General features: G+C 58.1%; 17 protein-coding genes. 10 read left to right on the forward strand and 7 right to left on the reverse strand.

The genetic code is table 11. The features are described 5' to 3' along the window. Positions 1-24: 24 nt before the first annotated feature. The 3 genes from FHW76_RS23715 to tolC all read right to left on the reverse strand — a co-directional run bounded on the left by FHW76_RS23715 (position 25) and on the right by tolC (position 3,502). On the reverse strand, positions 25-1,185 hold the full coding sequence (locus tag FHW76_RS23715) for a glutathionylspermidine synthase family protein (RefSeq protein WP_008806519.1): 1,161 nt from the start codon (positions 1,183-1,185) through the stop codon (positions 25-27). Positions 1,186-1,190: 5 nt separating this feature from the next. Continuing rightward, positions 1,191-1,862: a DUF1190 family protein gene (locus FHW76_RS23720; RefSeq protein ID WP_008806518.1), complete on the reverse strand. Its 672-nt coding sequence runs from the start codon at positions 1,860-1,862 to the stop codon at positions 1,191-1,193. 167 nt (positions 1,863-2,029) lie between these two features. Then, positions 2,030-3,502 (reverse strand): outer membrane channel protein TolC, encoded by a 1,473-nt coding sequence (gene tolC / locus FHW76_RS23725; RefSeq protein ID WP_008806517.1) that lies wholly within the window; start codon positions 3,500-3,502, stop codon positions 2,030-2,032. 196 nt (positions 3,503-3,698) lie between these two features. On the opposite strand from tolC, the gene nudF reads away from it, so the two are divergent. Genes nudF through parE form a run of 5 tightly spaced genes read left to right on the forward strand, consistent with a single transcriptional unit; the run spans position 3,699 to position 8,103 of the window. Beyond that, entirely contained in the window at positions 3,699-4,331 is a 633-nt protein-coding gene (nudF, locus tag FHW76_RS23730) for an ADP-ribose diphosphatase (protein ID WP_008806516.1), read from the forward strand. Next, positions 4,328-4,750 (forward strand): DUF1249 family protein, encoded by a 423-nt coding sequence (locus tag FHW76_RS23735; RefSeq protein WP_002916847.1) that lies wholly within the window; start codon positions 4,328-4,330, stop codon positions 4,748-4,750. Before nudF ends, FHW76_RS23735 begins: the two co-directional genes overlap by 4 nt. Positions 4,751-4,774: 24 nt before the next feature. Next, the gene (gene cpdA, locus FHW76_RS23740) at positions 4,775-5,602 is read left to right on the forward strand and encodes a 3',5'-cyclic-AMP phosphodiesterase (protein ID WP_008806515.1); all 828 of its coding nucleotides are present in this window, start codon (positions 4,775-4,777) and stop codon (positions 5,600-5,602) included. Continuing rightward, positions 5,602-6,177 (forward strand): esterase YqiA, encoded by a 576-nt coding sequence (gene yqiA, locus FHW76_RS23745; protein WP_008806514.1) that lies wholly within the window; start codon positions 5,602-5,604, stop codon positions 6,175-6,177. Before cpdA ends, yqiA begins: the two co-directional genes overlap by 1 nt. A 30-nt stretch (positions 6,178-6,207) precedes the next feature. Next, the gene (gene parE / locus FHW76_RS23750; RefSeq protein ID WP_008806513.1) at positions 6,208-8,103 is read left to right on the forward strand and encodes a DNA topoisomerase IV subunit B; all 1,896 of its coding nucleotides are present in this window, start codon (positions 6,208-6,210) and stop codon (positions 8,101-8,103) included. A 72-nt stretch (positions 8,104-8,175) separates the two neighbouring features. Here the strand turns inward: parE and FHW76_RS23755 are convergent, their stop codons facing one another. From FHW76_RS23755 to qseB, 4 genes are all read right to left on the reverse strand, one after another. Beyond that, the gene (locus FHW76_RS23755) at positions 8,176-8,490 is read right to left on the reverse strand and encodes a putative quinol monooxygenase (RefSeq protein ID WP_008806512.1); all 315 of its coding nucleotides are present in this window, start codon (positions 8,488-8,490) and stop codon (positions 8,176-8,178) included. 81 nt (positions 8,491-8,571) lie between these two features. Continuing rightward, entirely contained in the window at positions 8,572-9,153 is a 582-nt protein-coding gene (locus FHW76_RS23760) for an NAD(P)H-dependent oxidoreductase (protein WP_008806511.1), read from the reverse strand. Between the two features lie 106 nt (positions 9,154-9,259). Then, on the reverse strand, positions 9,260-10,609 hold the full coding sequence (qseC, locus tag FHW76_RS23765) for a quorum sensing histidine kinase QseC (RefSeq protein WP_012540545.1): 1,350 nt from the start codon (positions 10,607-10,609) through the stop codon (positions 9,260-9,262). Then, positions 10,606-11,265 carry a quorum sensing response regulator transcription factor QseB gene (gene qseB, locus FHW76_RS23770; RefSeq protein WP_008806509.1) on the reverse strand — a complete coding sequence of 220 codons (660 nt, stop codon included), beginning with the start codon at positions 11,263-11,265 and terminating at the stop codon, positions 10,606-10,608. The genes qseC and qseB overlap by 4 nt, the downstream gene beginning before the upstream one ends. Positions 11,266-11,414: 149 nt before the next feature. On the opposite strand from qseB, the gene FHW76_RS23775 reads away from it, so the two are divergent. From FHW76_RS23775 to ftsP, 5 genes are all read left to right on the forward strand, one after another. Beyond that, the gene (locus FHW76_RS23775) at positions 11,415-11,822 is read left to right on the forward strand and encodes a YgiW/YdeI family stress tolerance OB fold protein (protein ID WP_008806508.1); all 408 of its coding nucleotides are present in this window, start codon (positions 11,415-11,417) and stop codon (positions 11,820-11,822) included. Between the two features lie 77 nt (positions 11,823-11,899). Continuing rightward, on the forward strand, positions 11,900-12,769 hold the full coding sequence (locus FHW76_RS23780; RefSeq protein WP_080782722.1) for a GyrI-like domain-containing protein: 870 nt from the start codon (positions 11,900-11,902) through the stop codon (positions 12,767-12,769). Positions 12,770-12,890: 121 nt separating this feature from the next. Further along, positions 12,891-15,149, forward strand: a complete 2,259-nt coding sequence (parC, locus tag FHW76_RS23785; RefSeq protein ID WP_183477041.1) for a DNA topoisomerase IV subunit A — start codon at positions 12,891-12,893, stop codon at positions 15,147-15,149. A 191-nt stretch (positions 15,150-15,340) separates the two neighbouring features. Next, positions 15,341-16,078: a 1-acylglycerol-3-phosphate O-acyltransferase gene (plsC, locus tag FHW76_RS23790; protein WP_008806505.1), complete on the forward strand. Its 738-nt coding sequence runs from the start codon at positions 15,341-15,343 to the stop codon at positions 16,076-16,078. 83 nt (positions 16,079-16,161) lie between these two features. After that, positions 16,162-17,574: a cell division protein FtsP gene (gene ftsP / locus FHW76_RS23795; protein ID WP_008806504.1), complete on the forward strand. Its 1,413-nt coding sequence runs from the start codon at positions 16,162-16,164 to the stop codon at positions 17,572-17,574. Positions 17,575-17,579: the final 5 nt, after the last annotated feature.

The raw sequence follows: 17,579 nt of genomic DNA on the forward strand, positions 1-17,579 counted from the left end.
CGATATCGTCGCCGGAGCGCGACATTATTCGACGAAAATGTGCGGATAGAAGCGCGACAGATCCTGAGTGATCAGCGCCCGATCTTCGCGAATGCCGATCCCGGCGGGCTGATCGTTGATGAGCCAGCTGCCAATCAGTGTGTAGCTGTCACCAAACTTCGGCAGGGGGTAAAACTCCTGCACGATGGTTCCTTCTTCCCCGTACGGACCTTCCACCGACTCCACGACCTTGCCCTGCTCAACAATGGAGACGTTGGCCCCTTCACGAGAGAAGATCGGCTTAATGACGTACTTCTCCATCTCCGGGTGGGCATCTTCGCTGAAGTAGGCCGCCAGCAGATTCGGGTGATTGGGGAACATTTCCCACAGCATCGGCAGCAACGCTTTGTTGGAGATAATGCTTTTCCACGCGGGCTCCAGCCAGCGCACGCCGGCGTCTTCCAGCTTGGTGGAGAACATCTCCCGCAGCATAAACTCCCACGGATAGAGCTTGAACAGGTTACCAATCACCTGATCCTGCAGATCGGTAAACTGACCTTTTTCGCCCAGACCGATATCTTCGATATAGAGGAATTCCGTCGCCAGGCCTGCTTCCGCGGCGCAGTCCTGCAGATACTGCACAGTGCCGCGATCTTCAACGGTATCGCGGCAGCAGGCCATATGCAGCAGCTGGAAGCCAAACTGCTCGCGCAGCTCGCCGAAGCGATCGATGAGCTTTTCCTGCAAACTATTGAACTGGTCGCTGCCCGCCGGCAGCTTGCCGGCGTTGAGCTGGTCTTCCAACCAGATCCACTGGAAGAAGGCCGCTTCATACAGCGAGGTCGGGGTGTCGGCATTGTTCTCCAGCAGCTTCGGCTCGCCGACGCCATCCCAGGCCAGGTCGAGACGCGAGTAGAGCGACGGCTGGTTGGTTTTCCACGACTGGCGCACAAAGCCCCAGGTGTGTTTAGGGATGCGGAATTTAGTCATCAGCTCATCGCTGGCGATCACTTTCTCCACCACCTGGAGGCACATTTGATGCAGCTCGGCGGTGACTTCCTCCAGTTTTTCCACCTGCGCGAGGGTCAGCTTGTAATAAGCCTCTTCGCTCCAGTAGGGCTCGCCGTACATGGTGTGGAAGTTGAAACCGTACTCGGTCGCTTTCTCGCGCCAGTCCGGGCGCTCGGTAATACTGACTCTTTCCATGTGAGTTAGCCGCCCATCGAGCGAGAAGAGGACGTTGAGCCTGCGGCGCTACGCTGCATAGTCGACTGCTTCGCCACCGACTCGCCAAAACCACCGCGGGTAACGGTGGTGGTAGTTGCTGGCTTCGGCGCCATCGCGGTTTTCGGCACGTTCATGGTGCGACCCGGCTGGGCGGCGCCATAGCTTTTGCCGCTCGCATCGGTGTATTGACCATAGGCCGGGCTGGCCGGGTTTTTCGAGCTGAACAGCGGCTGCTGTTGCGCCATGCCGCCGCCCATCAGGCGGCCCATCATATAGCCGGCCATCAGCGGCATCCAGAAGCTGCCGCTGCTTTGCGCCTGCGCCTGGTTTTCCGGGGCGACGCCCGCCTGGGCTGGCGTCTGCTGGCACTGGCCTTCGCCAAACTCGGCGACGCAGTCTTCCCGGGTGGCATATTTCGGCGCGGTACGTTCTGCCTCTTTTACCGCGTTGGTGTAAGCCGTGGTGCACTCGGCTGCTTTGCCCGGATTGGCGGCGGAGCAGTCATCGGCGTTCTGGTATAGCGACACCGTTTCATCGCTTTTTTCACAACCGGCAAGCATAAAGACCGCGGTGACGGCCAGCGCGACCGGCGTCAGATGGCGTGCGCTCCAGCTTTTGCGGAACGACGAATGATTAATTTTTTTTGTCCGTTTCATATTTGTCTTCCAGGACCCAGTGGTATGGCGTGTGTTAACGCTCAGGATAGAGGATGAGTGGTGGAAAATGAAGCGAAGAGGGGCGCTAAGCGGGGGATCTTTACGTTGCCTTACGTTTAACGCATCGCCTGTCCGACGGACAGGCGATGCGCGTCACAGTATGGGAATTACTGACGGAACGGATTGCTGCCGCTGCTCTGGGTGGTCCGTGCGGACGCCGGTTTCACCGCTGCGGTAGTATTGCCGTAGCCATCGGCAGTGGCATCCTGCTGTGGATTTTCCGGCGCGACGCTGTCTGCGGAGGTGGGGATCGGTTTGCCCAGCGTGTTGTTCAGGGCGACCAGATCCTGCTCATTCAGGGTACCTAACGCCGACTTAATGTTCAGCTCGTTGATCAGGTAGTTATAGCGCGCATTGGAGAGCTGCTGCTTGGCGTTATACAGCGTGGTGGTGGCGTCGAGGACGTCAACGATGGTACGCGTACCCACCGAGTAGCCTGCTTCCATCGCATCCAGGGAGCTTTGCGCAGAGACCACCGCCTGTTTGTAGGCGTTGATGCTGCTGATGGAGGCGTTCACGTTGTTAAACGACGAACGCACAGTCTGCACGACGCTGCGGTGGGCGCTTTCCAGCTGCTCGCTGGCGCCGACGAAGTTGTATTGCGCCTGTTTGACCTGCGAGGTCACCGCGCCGCCCTGATACAGTGGCAGAGAGAAGTTCAGGCCGATTTGGTTCTGCCCGGCATCGTTATCCTGGTATTGCTGAGGATTATTATGGGTTTTTGAACCACTGTAGCTAGTATTCGATACCCCACTCGACGCGGATAGGCTGAGCGTCGGCAAATGCCCGTCCTGCGCCTGGCGAATCTGCTCGCGAGCCAGGTCCTGGTTCAGACGCGCCTGCAGCAGCGACAGGTTGCGGTTCTCCGCTTCCTTCAGCAGGGCGTTGACCGCCTGCGGCTTGTTGGTTTTGAAGCCATTCACATTCAGCGAGGCCAGCTCCGGATAGTAGTTACCGGTGACCTGGCGCAGTTCTTCGACGGCGTTGTCGAGATCGTTACGCGCGGTGACTTCGTTCGCCAGCACGGCGTCGTATTGTGAACGGGCGTTCTGTACGTCAGTGATCGCCACCAGGCCTACGTTAAAGCGCTGCGTGGTTTGATCCAACTGGCGGTAAATGGCCTGTTTCTGCGCTTCGGTATAGGAGAGCGTGTCGATGGCGGCCAGCACTTTAAAATAGGCCGTCGCGGTATTCAGAATCAGCGTTTGCTGATCGGTCTGATACGTGACATCCTGAATGCCTGCCGTTTTTTCCTGCAGCGTCAGGGCGCGCCATTTCGACATATCAAACAGAACCTGCGTTAACTGCAGCGAGCCGCTGGTGACGTTTGAATTGATGCCGTTGCTGTCGCGATAGCCATTGTTATAGGTATAATCCGCTCCCAGCCCAAGCTGAGGCAGTAATGGACTGCGCGCTTCATTGATCTTTTCGAACGCGGCGTCACGATCGGCTGCCGATTTACGCAGATCGGGGTTGCTGATGCGCGCCTGCTGGTAAACCTGAAGCAGGTTTTCCGCCTGGCTCATGGCGCTGAACCCGGTCAGGCTCAGGCCGATAAGAATGGGGAGCAATTTCTTCATTTGCATTCCTTGTTGTGAAGCATTTAGCGCTGGTCTAATTCTAAGAAAAATTCCGCTGATTGTATCGATTCTGCCGCCGTAAAAAGTTGGCGTTACGTGCCATCCGGCGGTAATTTGCACCAATCTAACATACGGACCGTAAAACGGTAGCCAAACGGTCTGGAAATCCCTAATTTCGGATTAGCAGGACATGACAATGAGCAAACCCATTCAGCAGGGAATTACCTTCTTCAAAAATGATGTAGAAATTATTGCACGCGAAACGCTGTATCGTGGTTTTTTTTCGCTCGATTTATACCGTTTTCGCCACCGCCTGTTTAACGGCGGCATGAGCGGCGAAGTCACCCGTGAAATTTTTGAGCGCGGGCATGCCGCCGTCTTGCTACCCTTTGACCCGGTGCGGGACGAAGTGGTGCTCGTCGAACAAATCCGTATTGCCGCCTATGATACCAGCGAGAGCCCATGGCTGCTCGAAATGGTCGCCGGCATGATCGAAGCGGGGGAAACGGTGGAAGACGTTGCCCGTCGGGAAGCGCTGGAGGAGGCCGGACTTGAAGTTGGGCGGACGAAACCAATATTAAGCTATCTGGCCAGTCCTGGCGGCACCAGCGAACGGTTATCGATCCTGGTGGGAGAAGTTGATGCATCCACGGCGAAAGGCATTCATGGCCTGGCCGAGGAAAACGAGGATATTCGGGTGCATGTGGTGAGCCGGGAACAGGCTTACCAGTGGGTAGAAGAGGGGAAAATCGATAACGCAGCCTCTGTCATCGCCTTGCAATGGCTGCAATTGCATTATCACAATTTACGAAACGAGTGGACAAAATGAAGCGTTATACACCTGACTTCCCTGAGATGATGCGCCTGTGCGAGACCAACTTCGCGCAGTTGCGCCGCCTGTTGCCGCGAACGGATGCAGCGGGTGAGAAGGTAAGTTATCAGGTGGGAAGCGCGCAGTATCGGTTAACGATAGTTGAATCGACCCGCTACACTACTCTGGTGGCGATAGAACAGACTCTGCCTGCGGTAAGCTACTGGAGCCTGCCGTCGATGACCGTTCGCCTCTACCATGACGCCATGGTGGCCGAAGTGTGTTCGAGTCAGCAGATCTTTCGCTTCAAAGCGCGGTATGATTATCCTAATAAAAAGTTGCATCAACGCGACGAAAAGCATCAAATTAACCAGTTTCTGGCCGACTGGCTGCGTTACTGTTTAGCACATGGAGCGATGGCGATTCCGGTTTGTTAGCGTCGTTAAACCTAAGGACACCATTTGGAAAGCCTGTTAAACCTACCTCTGGCTGGTGAGGCCAGAGTCAGGATCTTACAAATTACTGATACTCACCTGTTTGCTGAAAAACATGAAACGTTGTTAGGCATTAATACCTGGGAAAGTTATCAGGCCGTACTGTCGGCTATTCATGCCTCACAGCGTCCATGCGATCTGATTGTCGCAACAGGCGATCTGGCGCAGGACCACTCCTCCGCGGCCTATCAGCATTTTGCTGAGGGTATCGCGAGTTTTGCTGCACCCTGCGTCTGGCTACCGGGTAACCATGATTTCCAGCCGGCGATGTACAGTACGCTGCAGGCGTCAGGCATTTCACCCGCCAAGCGCGTGTTTCTCGGCGACCACTGGCAGATCCTGCTGCTGGACAGCCAGGTGTTTGGCGTTCCCCATGGCGAGCTGAGCGACTTCCAGCTGGAGTGGCTCGAACACAAGCTGGCAGAAGCGCCGGAGCGTTATACCTTACTCCTGCTGCACCACCATCCGCTGCCTGCTGGCTGTAGCTGGCTGGACCAACACAGCCTGCGCAACGCTGGCGCGCTGGACCGCGCGCTGAGCGCCTGGCCGCGGGTGAGACATCTGCTGTGCGGCCATATTCATCAGGAGCTGGATCTGGACTGGAATGGCCGGCGCATGATGGCGACGCCGTCGACCTGCGTCCAGTTCAAACCACACTGCGCCAATTTCACTCTGGATACCGTCTCACCCGGCTGGCGCTGGCTGGAGCTGCATCCTGACGGGACGCTGACCACCGAAGTGTGCCGCCTGGAAGGCGCCGAGTTCCACCCGGATATTGCTTCAGAAGGCTACTGATGGCGACGCTTCTTTATCTGCACGGCTTTAACAGTTCCCCGCGCTCGGCGAAGGCGATGGCGTTAAAGACCTGGCTGTCGCAGCAGCACCCCGACATCACCATGGTGGTACCGGAGCTGCCGCCTTATCCGGCTGAAACAGCAGAGCTGCTGGAATCCATTGTGCTGGAGCATGGCGGCGAGCCACTCGGGGTTGTGGGGTCGTCGCTGGGCGGCTACTACGCGACCTGGCTGTCGCAGTGCTTTATGGTGCCGGCGGTGGTCGTCAACCCGGCGGTGCGCCCGTTTGAACTGCTGAACAATTTTCTCGGCCACAATGAGAATCCATACACCGGGCAGCAATATGTGCTAGAGTCTCGCCATATTTACGATCTCAAGGTCATGCAAATCGACCCGCTTGAAGCGCCGGATTTACTCTGGCTGCTGCAGCAGACCGGGGATGAAGTGCTTGATTACCGCCAGGCCGTTCATTACTACGCCTCCTGCCGGCAAACGGTGGAGGAGGGCGGTAATCACGCATTTGTCGGCTTTGACGATCATTTCACTCAGATTATCGAATTTCTCGGCCTGTGCTAAACGGCCCTGAACGACCTACGAATACACACCATGACGCAATCTTCATATAACGCTGATGCCATTGAGGTACTCACCGGGCTAGAGCCGGTGCGCCGCCGTCCGGGCATGTATACCGACACCACCCGTCCTAACCATCTTGGTCAGGAAGTTATTGATAACAGTGTCGATGAAGCGCTGGCAGGCCACGCCAAACGCGTGGAAGTTATCCTTCATGCCGACCAGTCCCTGGAAGTCATTGACGACGGGCGCGGCATGCCGGTCGACATTCACCCGGAAGAAGGGGTGCCGGCGGTTGAGCTGATCCTCTGCCGACTGCACGCGGGCGGTAAGTTTTCCAACAAAAACTACCAGTTTTCCGGCGGCCTGCACGGGGTGGGGATCTCGGTGGTCAACGCCCTGTCAAAACGCGTAGAGGTAACGGTTCGTCGCGACGGTCAGGTCTACAGCATCGCCTTTGAAAACGGTGAAAAAGTAGAAGATCTGCACGTCACTGGTACCTGTGGCAAACGCAATACCGGGACCAGCGTCCATTTCTGGCCGGACGAAAGCTTCTTCGACAGCCCGCGTTTCTCCGTTTCGCGTTTGACCCATCTGTTAAAAGCGAAAGCGGTGCTGTGTCCCGGCGTGGAAATCGTGTTTCGCGATCAGGTCAACGACAGCGAGCAGCGCTGGTGCTATGCCGATGGCCTTAACGACTACCTGTGCGAAGCCGTAAACGGCCTGCCGCTGCTGCCGGAAAAACCGTTCGTCGGCACCTTCTCCGGCGAGACGGAAGCCGTGGACTGGGCGCTGCTGTGGCTGCCGGAAGGCGGCGAATTGCTGACCGAAAGCTACGTCAACCTGATCCCGACCATGCAGGGCGGGACGCACGTTAACGGTCTGCGTCAGGGACTGCTGGATGCGATGCGCGAGTTCTGCGAATATCGTAATATCCTGCCGCGCGGCGTGAAGCTGTCAGCCGAAGATATCTGGGATCGCTGCGCCTACGTGCTGTCGGTGAAAATGCAGGATCCGCAGTTCGCCGGGCAAACCAAAGAGCGTCTGTCGTCGCGCCAGTGCGCGGCGTTCGTCTCCGGCGTGGTGAAAGATGCCTTCAGTCTGTGGCTGAACCAGAACGTACAGGCTGCCGAACTGCTGGCGGAGATGGCTATCTCCAGCGCCCAGCGTCGTCTGCGCGCCGCCAAGAAAGTGGTGCGTAAAAAGCTGACCAGCGGTCCGGCATTGCCGGGTAAGCTGGCAGACTGCACCGCCCAGGACCTGAACCGCACCGAGCTGTTCCTCGTCGAAGGGGACTCGGCGGGCGGTTCTGCCAAGCAGGCGCGCGATCGCGAATATCAGGCGATCATGCCGCTGAAAGGCAAGATCCTGAATACCTGGGAAGTCTCGTCCGATGAAGTGTTAGCTTCGCAAGAAGTGCACGACATTTCGGTGGCGATTGGTATTGACCCGGATAGCGATGATTTAAGCCAGCTGCGCTACGGCAAAATTTGTATTCTGGCGGATGCCGATTCCGATGGCCTGCACATTGCCACCCTGCTGTGCGCGCTGTTTGTGAGACATTTCCGTACCCTGGTGAAAGAGGGGCACGTCTACGTCGCGCTGCCGCCGCTGTACCGTATCGATCTCGGTAAAGAGGTCTACTACGCGCTGACGGAAGAAGAAAAAACCGGCGTGCTGGAGCAGCTGAAGCGTAAGAAGGGCAAGCCAAACGTCCAGCGCTTTAAAGGTCTGGGTGAGATGAACCCAATGCAGCTGCGGGAAACCACGCTTGATCCGAATACCCGCCGGCTGGTGCAACTGGTGATCAGCGATGAGGATGAGCAGCAGACCACGGCGATGATGGACATGCTGCTGGCCAAGAAGCGTTCCGAAGACCGTCGCAACTGGCTGCAGGAGAAGGGCGATATGGCGGATCTGGAAGTGTAAGTCTGTACGCTGCGCCTGACGTAAAAGGGAGCCTCAGGCTCCCTTTTTCATTTCACGACTGCGTCGGCGGGCTTAGACGCCAGGCTGCAGGATACGGATGGTGGTCTCCAGCACATCGCCTTTGACCGCTTCCGACCAGGCTTTCATGTGCGGCGTTTGCAGGTGCGCTTCAAGATGCGCGACGCTTTCCCACTGCTCCACCATGACGATAGAGTCGGGGGCCGTGGTCTGGAAGCTGACGCCGGCGGCATGATCTACCATGGGCGCGTAGCCGTGGCAGCCGGCCTCCTGCAAAACGGTCGGAATGATTTTCGCGAACTGATCGAGAACCGCCTGACGGTGGTGCTGGCCCGGGCGGGTACGGATTTCTGCAATCACTGTTAACATGGTTAACTCAACTCCTTCTGTGTGTATCTCGTCATACTCCAGGTTCGAATAACTCGAAATATGTAGAGCGTAGACCTGTAGTTAACCAAAAATTTCCGCCAGATGCTTGCGATATTCTGCGATATACCGTGGGACATCAGGCATTTTAATCACGTCGTTGGCGATAAAGGTCGGCAGCGCTTCCATTCCCAGGAACTGGTTAGCCTTATGGAACGGCAGGTAAACGCCGTCAACGCCGACGCCGTGGAAGAACTGGTCTTCGTCGGTGAAGGCTTCCATCGGCGCGTTCCAGGTCAGGGAGAGCATATATTTTTTCCCCTGCACCAGGCCGCCGGAGCCATATTTTTTGCTGGCGTCGGAGCGGGTACGACCGTCGCTGGCGTACAGCGAGCCGTGGCCTTCGGTAAAGACATCATCCATATATTTCTTCACCGTCCACGGGGCGCCCATCCACCAGCCCGGCATCTGCCAGATCACCACATCGGCCCAGAGGAAATTCTGCACTTCTGCTTTTACGTCGTACTCGCTTTCGGCGCGAACGCTTTTAACATCGTGCCCGGCGTCACGCAGATAACTCTCCGCGACCTCGGTCAGGGTGTCGTTCAGCTGGCCATTCGAGTGCGCGAACTTTTTTGCGCCATTGATAATCAGGATGTTGCTCATCATTTGTCCTCAATCTTGAAAATTTGCCGATGATCTTACCCCGCGAAGCGGGGCAGTAAAATGAGCAAAATGTGCAAAGTCTTTTGCCAAATGAGCAATAATCTCGCTACCAGTACACGCGGGCTTCGAAGCCGCCGTCGCGCGCGTTGGCGAAATCAACCTGCATGCCGTGCAGCGAGGCGATGCGTCGGACGATAGACAGGCCCAGGCCGCTGCCCGGCGCGTCCTGCCCCGGCGGGCGATAAAAACGCTCGCCGATGCGCGCCAGCGCCTGCGGGCTAATGCCTGGGCCGTTATCACGCACCCGAAACTCGCGGGCGTTGAGGGTGATATCAACCTGGCTGCCGCGCGGGCTATAGCGTACGGCATTATCCAGCAGGTTGCGCACCAGCAGGCTGAGCAGCAGCGGCTGGCCGGTGTGAACGATATGACTGGCATTCAGGTGTAGGCGTAGTTCAATGGCGGACTGCTGCGCATGGTGATACATCTCCATGACCGCCGACTGCAGCAGGTCGTCGATGGCGACCGGCTGCACGTCGTCCAGTTGGGCGAGTGAGTCCAGCCGCGACAGCGTCAGCAGTTGATCGACCAGCCGGGTGGCGCGATCGATCCCCTGGTGGAGCTGGGCCAGCGCTTTCTCACGTCCTTCTGCATCGTCCATAGAGAGCTGGGCGACGTCGGTCTGTACCTTCAGCGCCGCCAGCGGGCTGCGCAGCTCATGGGCGGCATCAGAGGTAAACCGACGTTCGCGCAGCATGGCGTCATGGGTGCGCTGGAACAGCTGATTCAGAGCCTCGACCAGCGGGCGGACTTCGGAGGGGATCTTCTCCACGCTGAGCGATTCCGCTGAGTCCGGCGCGCGCAGGCGCAGCGTGCGCGCCAGCTTTTTCAACGGCGCCAGTTCGCGGCTTAACAGCACGATAAGCAGCACGAACATCAGCGGCAGGGCGATCATCCACGGGGTGAGCTGCGAGGTCACGATATCCATCGCCATTTCGCGCCGATAATCCCACTCCTGACCGACGACGATGCGATGACGACCATCGGCAGTGGTTAACCACAGGAAGCGCCACTCGTCATCATCGCCGCGCAGATAGCCATCACTGAACCCCTCGCGCTGTGAGCTCCACTGGATATCCTCCCCGTTCTCGCCGTCGTTGAGCACCATGGTGCCGTCGCGGGTGAAGATGGCGAACGCCAGCGCGTCGTCGTCGATGTGTCCATGCCGCACCTTTTTCTTTTCACCGAGCGATTCGGGTGGGGCGCGGAGTTCATCGAAATGCATGGCGCTCAGGCGGCGGGCGAACAGCAACTGCTGGGTATCGAACAGCTTATCCAGCTTTTTGCTGGTTTGCTGCCAGGCGATCACGCTGGCGACGCCCCAGGCGGCCGCGGTCAGCACAGCAAACAGCAGCGTCAGACGGACGCGCAGGCTCAGGCGGGCAAGTCGTTTCATGCGTCACCCAGGGTATAGCCTATGCCGTGGACAGTGCGGATAAATCCGCTACCGAGTTTGCGGCGCAGATGATGGACGTGAACTTCCACGGCGTTGCTGGAGACCTCGTCGTCCCAGGTGTAGAGCTTTTCTTCGATAAGCTTGCGCGGCAGTACGCGACCGGCGTTACGCAGCAGCAGTTCCAGCAGGGCGAACTCTTTCGGCTTTAGCACCAGGCTCTCGCCGTCGAGGCTGGCGGTTAAGCGGTTCGGGTCGAGGCTCACCTTGCCGTGGCGCAGCTCGCTGCTGCTCTGGCCGTGCGCGCGGCGGATCAACGCTTCGAGGCGCGCCGCCACTTCAATCAGGGCGAAAGGCTTGCACAGATAGTCATCGGCGCCGAGCCGTAGCCCCTCCACTCGCTGGCTGAGCGCATCGCGGGCGGTAAGGATCAGCACTGGTTCATGGCGGCCCTTGTCCCGCCATTCGCGCAGAATATCGAGGCCATCGATGCCGGGGAGGGTGAGATCCAGGATTGCGGCGTCGTAGGGGGCGCTATATAAGGCATTTTTGCCCTCCAGCCCGGCGGTAAACCAGTCAATGCTGAAGCCCATTTTGCTCAGCCCGGCTTTGATGCCGTCGCCGATCAGCTTGTCATCTTCCACCAGTAATATGCGCATGTTTCCCTCCGACGATCCTGTTTCTTTGCGCAGTAAACCGCGTTGAAGCGGGTGATGTACAGCATTAAAATTTCTTTTTTCCGCTTAAGAAGTCGTTAAGTTTTGTCGGGCGTAATAGGAGCCATATCAACACGAAGGGAGAACACATCATGAAGAAAATTGCTGCGATGACCGCGATCGTTGCCCTGGTTTCCATGCCGGTGCTGGCTGCCGAACAGGGCGGGTTTACCGGTCCTTCTTCGACCACGCAGGTCAGTTCCACCGCGCAGGCTGGCGGATTCACCGGCCCGAGCGGCGCGGTGACCACCGTCGCCAATGCCAAATCGCTGCGGGACGATACCTGGGTGACCCTGCGCGGCAAGATAACCGAGCGCATTTCTGACGATCTGTATAAATTCCAGGATGCTTCCGGGGTGATCAATGTCGATATCGACCACAAGCGCTGGAACGGCGTGACCGTCGGCCCGCAGGACACAGTAGAAATTCAGGGGGAAGTCGATAAGGACTGGAACTCAGTAGAAATCGACGTTAAACAGATCCGTAAAATCGCGCCATAAGTCTTCGTCAGATAAGCGCAAGATCGGTCAGGCATCGCGATCCTCGCTCTGTCAGAGTATGTCGCGAGGAGGAGACGATGAACGATATTAAGGCCAGCCCGGCGTATGTCGGGCGCTTCCAGCGTGTCTGTAGGTACATTGCGCGCCATCTTGATGAGCCGCTGTCGCTGGAGGCGCTGAGCGCGATAGCGCACAGTTCGCCTTACCATTTTCACCGGCAATTTAGCGCTTATACCGGCATTCCATTGTACCGGTATATTCAGTGGTTGCGTCTGCGACGCGCCTGTTGGCGCCTGGCGTTCAACCCCCGCGATAAAGTCATCGATATTGCCCTTGATGCCGGATTTCAGAATGCGGAGTCGTTCAGTCGTGCCTTCCGTACCGCGTTTGACCAAAGCCCGACCCAATTCCGTCAGCAACCGGACTGGGCCGAGTGGCATCGACGCGTACCGAAACATACGCTACAGGAGCAAACGTCGATGGACGTCAATATCATTTCCTTCCCCACCACCCGGATAGCCGTACTGCAACATCGCGGCAGCCCGGACCTTGTCAACACCACCGCCGCGCGTTTTATCGCCTGGCGTAAGACGAGCGGATTATCGCCCGTCGCCACCAGCGATACCTGGGGTATCGCCTGGGACGATCCGCAGACCACCCCGCAGGAGGCATTTCGTTTTGATATCTGCGGTACGGTCGCTGGGCCGGTCGGTGAAAACGCCTTTGGCGTGATTAACAGCGAAATCCCCGGCGGACGCTGCGCCGTCGTGCGCCATCACGGCTCGCTGGACACGCTGGCGAACAGCGTTTGGTTTCTCTATCGCGACTGGTTACCCGCGTCAGGCGAGACGTTACGGGATTTTCCGGTGTACTTCCGTTACCTCAATTTTGTCCATGAGGTGGCTGAGCATGAACTGCAAACCGATATTTATCTGCCGCTGGCCTGATTAAGCGTGACGGAATCCTCAGCCGATCTCACGGCCTGTGACTCAGGGCGTGAGATCGGGTATTATCGCGGGTAGTTTTGCCGTCCGAACGGTCGGTACCCAGATTGAGGATCCACGATTAATGAGCGATATGGCAGAGCGCCTTGCGCTGCATGAATTTACGGAAAATGCTTACCTGAACTACTCCATGTACGTGATCATGGACAGGGCATTACCGTTTATTGGCGATGGCTTAAAACCGGTCCAGCGTCGCATCGTCTACGCGATGTCCGAGCTGGGGCTGAACGCCAGCGCGAAATTCAAAAAGTCCGCCCGCACCGTCGGCGACGTGTTGGGTAAATATCATCCGCACGGCGACAGCGCCTGCTATGAAGCGATGGTGCTGATGGCGCAGCCGTTCTCTTACCGTTACCCGCTGGTAGACGGGCAGGGAAACTGGGGTGCGCCGGACGATCCGAAATCCTTCGCCGCCATGCGTTACACCGAGTCCCGCCTGTCGAAGTATGCTGAACTGCTGCTCAGCGAGCTGGGACAGGGAACGGTCGACTGGGTACCAAACTTTGACGGGACGCTGCAGGAGCCGAAAATGCTGCCTGCGCGTCTACCGAACATCCTGCTTAATGGCACCACCGGCATCGCGGTGGGTATGGCCACTGATATTCCGCCGCACAACCTGCGTGAAGTGGCCAAAGCGGCTATTACCCTGATTGAGCAGCCGAAAACGACTCTCGACGAACTGCTGGATATCGTGCAGGGGCCGGATTTCCCGACCGAGGCGGAGATCATCACCTCGCGGGCGGAAATTCGCAAAATCTACCAGAACGGACGCGGCTCAGTGCGCATGCGCGCGGTGTGGAGCAAAGAGGACGGCGCGGTGGTGATTAGCGCGCTGCCGCACCAGGTTTCCGGCGCCAAAGTGCTGGAGCAGATTGCGGCGCAGATGCGCAATAAAAAGCTGCCGATGGTTGACGATCTGCGCGACGAATCGGACCACGAAAACCCGACCCGTCTGGTGATCGTCCCGCGCTCCAACCGGGTGGATATGGAACAGGTGATGAACCACCTGTTTGCTACTACCGATCTGGAAAAAAGCTACCGCATCAACCTCAATATGATCGGCCTCGACGGACGCCCGGCGGTGAAAAACCTGCTGGAGATCCTCAGCGAGTGGCTGGTGTTCCGTCGCGATACCGTGCGTCGCCGTCTGAACCATCGGTTAGAGAAAGTGCTTAAGCGCCTGCATATCCTTGAAGGTTTGCTGGTGGCGTTTCTCAATATCGATGAAGTGATCGAGATCATCCGCACCGAAGATGAACCGAAGCCAGCCCTGATGTCGCGCTTTGGCATGAGCGAAACCCAGGCGGAAGCGATTCTGGAATTAAAACTGCGCCACCTCGCCAAACTGGAAGAGATGAAGATCCGCGGCGAGCAGGACGAGCTGGAAAAAGAGCGCGACCAGCTGCAGGCGATTCTGGCTTCTGAGCGTAAAATGAACAACCTGCTGAAAAAAGAGCTGCAGGCTGATGCCGATGCTTTCGGTGACGAACGCCGCTCGCCGCTTCACGAACGTGAAGAAGCGAAAGCGATGAGCGAGCATGATATGCAGCCGTCTGAGCCAGTGACTATCGTTCTGTCGCAGATGGGCTGGGTGCGGAGCGCCAAAGGGCACGACATCGACGCTCAGGGCTTGAGCTATAAAGCGGGCGACAGCTGGAAGGCCTCGGCGAAAGGCAAGAGCAACCAGCCGGTGGTGTTTATCGATACCACCGGGCGCAGCTATGCCATCGATCCGATTACCCTGCCTTCCGCGCGTGGCCAGGGCGAGCCGCTTACCGGTAAGCTGACTCTGCCGCCGGGGGCGACCGTGGAACATATGCTGATGGAAAGCGACGATCGTAAGCTGCTGATGGCTTCCGACGCGGGCTACGGTTTTGTCTGCACCTTCAACGATCTGGTGGCGCGCAACCGTGCCGGTAAAGCGCTGATCACCCTGCCTGACAACGCGCACGTGATGCCGCCGCTGGTGATTGAGGACGAGTCCGATATGCTGCTGGCCATCACGGCAGCCGGACGGATGCTGATGTTCCCGGTGAGCGATCTACCGCAGCTGTCGAAAGGCAAGGGCAACAAAATTATCAGCATTCCTGCGGCGGAAGCCGCCGCCGGGCAGGATGGCCTGGCGCATCTGTTTATCCTGCCACCGCAGAGCACGCTCACCATCCATGTTGGCAAACGGAAAATCAAACTGCGTCCGGAAGAGCTGCAAAAAGTCACCGGCGAGCGTGGTCGCCGCGGTTCGCTGATGCGCGGGCTGCAGAAGATCGACCGTGTTGAAATCGACTCGCCGCGCCGCGCCGCGGCAGGCGATAGTGAAGAGTAAACGCCACTCCTCCCGTCTTTGACGGGAGGAGGCGAAAAAATGCCGCAAAATCGTTGTTTATTCAGGCGTTGCGATTAACAATGTCCATCACCAGGGACCCAGGAAGAACGGTCCCGGCCTGCGCAGAACTGATGAGCCTGCCTTCTGTCAGCAGCGAATAATTCTAAGCGGTTTGGGTTTTAGAGGTAGCTATGCTATTCATTTTTCGAGTAATTTTCGTGGTCATTTATTGCATCGTGGTGTGCATACTTGGCTGTCTGTACTGCTTGTTCAGCCCACGTAATCCAAAACATGTTGCCACTTTCGGCCATCTGTTTGGCCGCTTATCTCCGGTATTTGGCCTGAAGGTGGAACTGCGCAAACCTGCTGATGCGGAAAGCTATGGCAACGCGATCTACATCGCTAACCACCAGAACAACTATGATATGGTGACGGCGTCGAACATCGTGCAGCCGCCGACGGTCACCGTAGGTAAAAAAAGCCTGCTGTGGATCCCGTTCTTTGGCCAGCTCTACTGGCTGACGGGCAACCTGCTGATTGACCGTAATAACCGAACCAAAGCGCATGGCACCATTGCTGAAGTGGTGAATGCCTTTAAAAAGCGTAAAATTTCGTTCTGGATGTTCCCGGAAGGGACCCGCAGTCGCGGCCGCGGCCTGCTGCCTTTTAAAACCGGCGCCTTTCACGCGGCGATCGCCGCCGGAGTGCCGATTATTCCGGTGTGCGTGTCCAACACATCGAACAAAATTAAGCTCAACCGCTGGAACAACGGTCTGGTGATTGTTGAGATGCTGCCGCCGGTGGATACCAGCCAGTTCGGTAAAGACAACGTGCGCGCGCTGGCGACGCATTGCCGCGAGCTGATGGCCGCCAAAATTGCTGAGCTGGACAACGAAGTGGCCGCGCGCGAAGCGGCTAAAAAGTCATAAGACAGGAAACGCCGCCAACGCGCGCGTATTGCTGGCGGGAAACGAATTCCCTTTTTCATTTGTCAGTATGTCATGGAGTTAATATGTCACTCAGTCGGCGTCAGTTTATTAAGGCTTCCGGCGTAGCGCTGTGCGCTGGCGCCGCGCCGCTGAAAGCCCATGCCGCCGGCCAGCAGCTTGCGCTGCCGGTTCCGCCGCTGCTGGAATCGCGTCGCGGTCAGCCGCTGTTTCTGACGCTGCAGCGTTCGCACTGGTCGTTTACGCCAGGCACTCGCGCCCCCGTCTGGGGGATCAATGGCCGCTACATGGGGCCGACGATCCGCGTCTGGAGCGGGGACGACGTCAAGCTTATCTACAGCAACCGTCTGACTGAGAATGTCGCGATGACTATCCGCGGCCTGCAGGTGCCTGGCCCGCTGATCGGCGGCGCGGCGCGTATGATGTCGCCGAACGCCGACTGGGCGCCGGTGCTGCCTATCCGCCAGAGCGCTGCCACCTTGTGGTATCAGGCCAACACGCCGAACCGGATGGCGAAGCAGGTATACAACGGCCTGGCCGGCATGTGGCTGGTGGAAGATGAGGTCAGCAAGAACCTGCCAATCCCTAACCACTACGGCGTTGATGACTTCCCGGTGATTATTCAGGACAAGCGGCTGGATAACTTCGGCACGCCGGAATATAGCGAACCGGGGAGCGGCGGCTTCGTTGGCGATACGCTGCTGGTTAACGGCGTGCAGAGCCCCTATGTCGAAGTGTCGCGCGGCTGGGTGCGCCTGCGCCTGCTGAACGCCTCCAACTCCCGGCGCTATCAGCTGCAGATGAGCGATGGCCGACTGCTGCATGTGATTTCCGGCGACCAGGGGTTCCTGCCGGCGCCGGTCTCGCTCAAGCAGCTGTCGCTGGGGCCGGGGGAACGGCGTGAAATTCTGGTCGATATGACCAACGGCGATGAAGTGTCCATTACCTGCGGTGAAGCGGCGAGTATTGTCGACCGTATCCGCGGCTTTTTTGAACCGTCAAGCATCCTGGTCTCCACGCTGGTGTTGACCCTGCGGCCGACCGGGCTGCTGCCGCTGGTCACCGACAGTCTGCCGGTGCGTCTGCTGCCGACCGAACTGCTCTCCGGCACGCCGATCCGCAGCCGGGATATCACCCTTGGCGACGATCCGGGCATCAACGGCCAGCTGTGGGATCCGCAGCGTATCGATATCACGGCGCAACAGGGGACCTGGGAGCGCTGGACGGTGCGCGCCGACCGTCCGCAGTCGTTCCATATTGAAGGGGTGATGTTCCAGATCCGTAACGTCAACGGCTCGTCGCCCTTCCCGGAAGATCGCGGCTGGAAGGACACCGTGTGGGTCGACGGGCAGGTTGAACTGCTGGTCTACTATGCTCAGCCGTCGTGGCCGCACTTCCCGTTCCAGTATCTGAGCCAGACGCTGGAGCTTGCCGACCGCGGCTCGATCGGCCAGATGCTGGTGAATCCCGCGCCGTAATCTCT

It is taken from the genome of Klebsiella sp. RC2 (genome assembly GCF_014192815.1).
Classification (GTDB): Bacteria; Pseudomonadota; Gammaproteobacteria; order Enterobacterales; family Enterobacteriaceae; genus Klebsiella; species Klebsiella variicola.

Coding starts and splice junctions, on each gene's coding strand:
- parE (WP_008806513.1), top strand. CDS start 6,208: ATGACGCAATCTTCATATAACGCTGATGCCATTGAGGTACTCACCGGG.
- tolC (WP_008806517.1), bottom strand. CDS start 3,502: ATGAAGAAATTGCTCCCCATTCTTATCGGCCTGAGCCTGACCGGGTTC.
- yqiA (WP_008806514.1), top strand. CDS start 5,602: ATGGCGACGCTTCTTTATCTGCACGGCTTTAACAGTTCCCCGCGCTCG.
- plsC (WP_008806505.1), top strand. CDS start 15,341: ATGCTATTCATTTTTCGAGTAATTTTCGTGGTCATTTATTGCATCGTG.
- FHW76_RS23775 (WP_008806508.1), top strand. CDS start 11,415: ATGAAGAAAATTGCTGCGATGACCGCGATCGTTGCCCTGGTTTCCATG.
- FHW76_RS23720 (WP_008806518.1), bottom strand. CDS start 1,862: ATGAAACGGACAAAAAAAATTAATCATTCGTCGTTCCGCAAAAGCTGG.
- nudF (WP_008806516.1), top strand. CDS start 3,699: ATGAGCAAACCCATTCAGCAGGGAATTACCTTCTTCAAAAATGATGTA.
- qseC (WP_012540545.1), bottom strand. CDS start 10,609: ATGAAACGACTTGCCCGCCTGAGCCTGCGCGTCCGTCTGACGCTGCTG.
- FHW76_RS23780 (WP_080782722.1), top strand. CDS start 11,900: ATGAACGATATTAAGGCCAGCCCGGCGTATGTCGGGCGCTTCCAGCGT.
- parC (WP_183477041.1), top strand. CDS start 12,891: ATGAGCGATATGGCAGAGCGCCTTGCGCTGCATGAATTTACGGAAAAT.
- FHW76_RS23755 (WP_008806512.1), bottom strand. CDS start 8,490: ATGTTAACAGTGATTGCAGAAATCCGTACCCGCCCGGGCCAGCACCAC.
- FHW76_RS23735 (WP_002916847.1), top strand. CDS start 4,328: ATGAAGCGTTATACACCTGACTTCCCTGAGATGATGCGCCTGTGCGAG.
- qseB (WP_008806509.1), bottom strand. CDS start 11,265: ATGCGCATATTACTGGTGGAAGATGACAAGCTGATCGGCGACGGCATC.
- FHW76_RS23760 (WP_008806511.1), bottom strand. CDS start 9,153: ATGAGCAACATCCTGATTATCAATGGCGCAAAAAAGTTCGCGCACTCG.
- FHW76_RS23715 (WP_008806519.1), bottom strand. CDS start 1,185: ATGGAAAGAGTCAGTATTACCGAGCGCCCGGACTGGCGCGAGAAAGCG.
- ftsP (WP_008806504.1), top strand. CDS start 16,162: ATGTCACTCAGTCGGCGTCAGTTTATTAAGGCTTCCGGCGTAGCGCTG.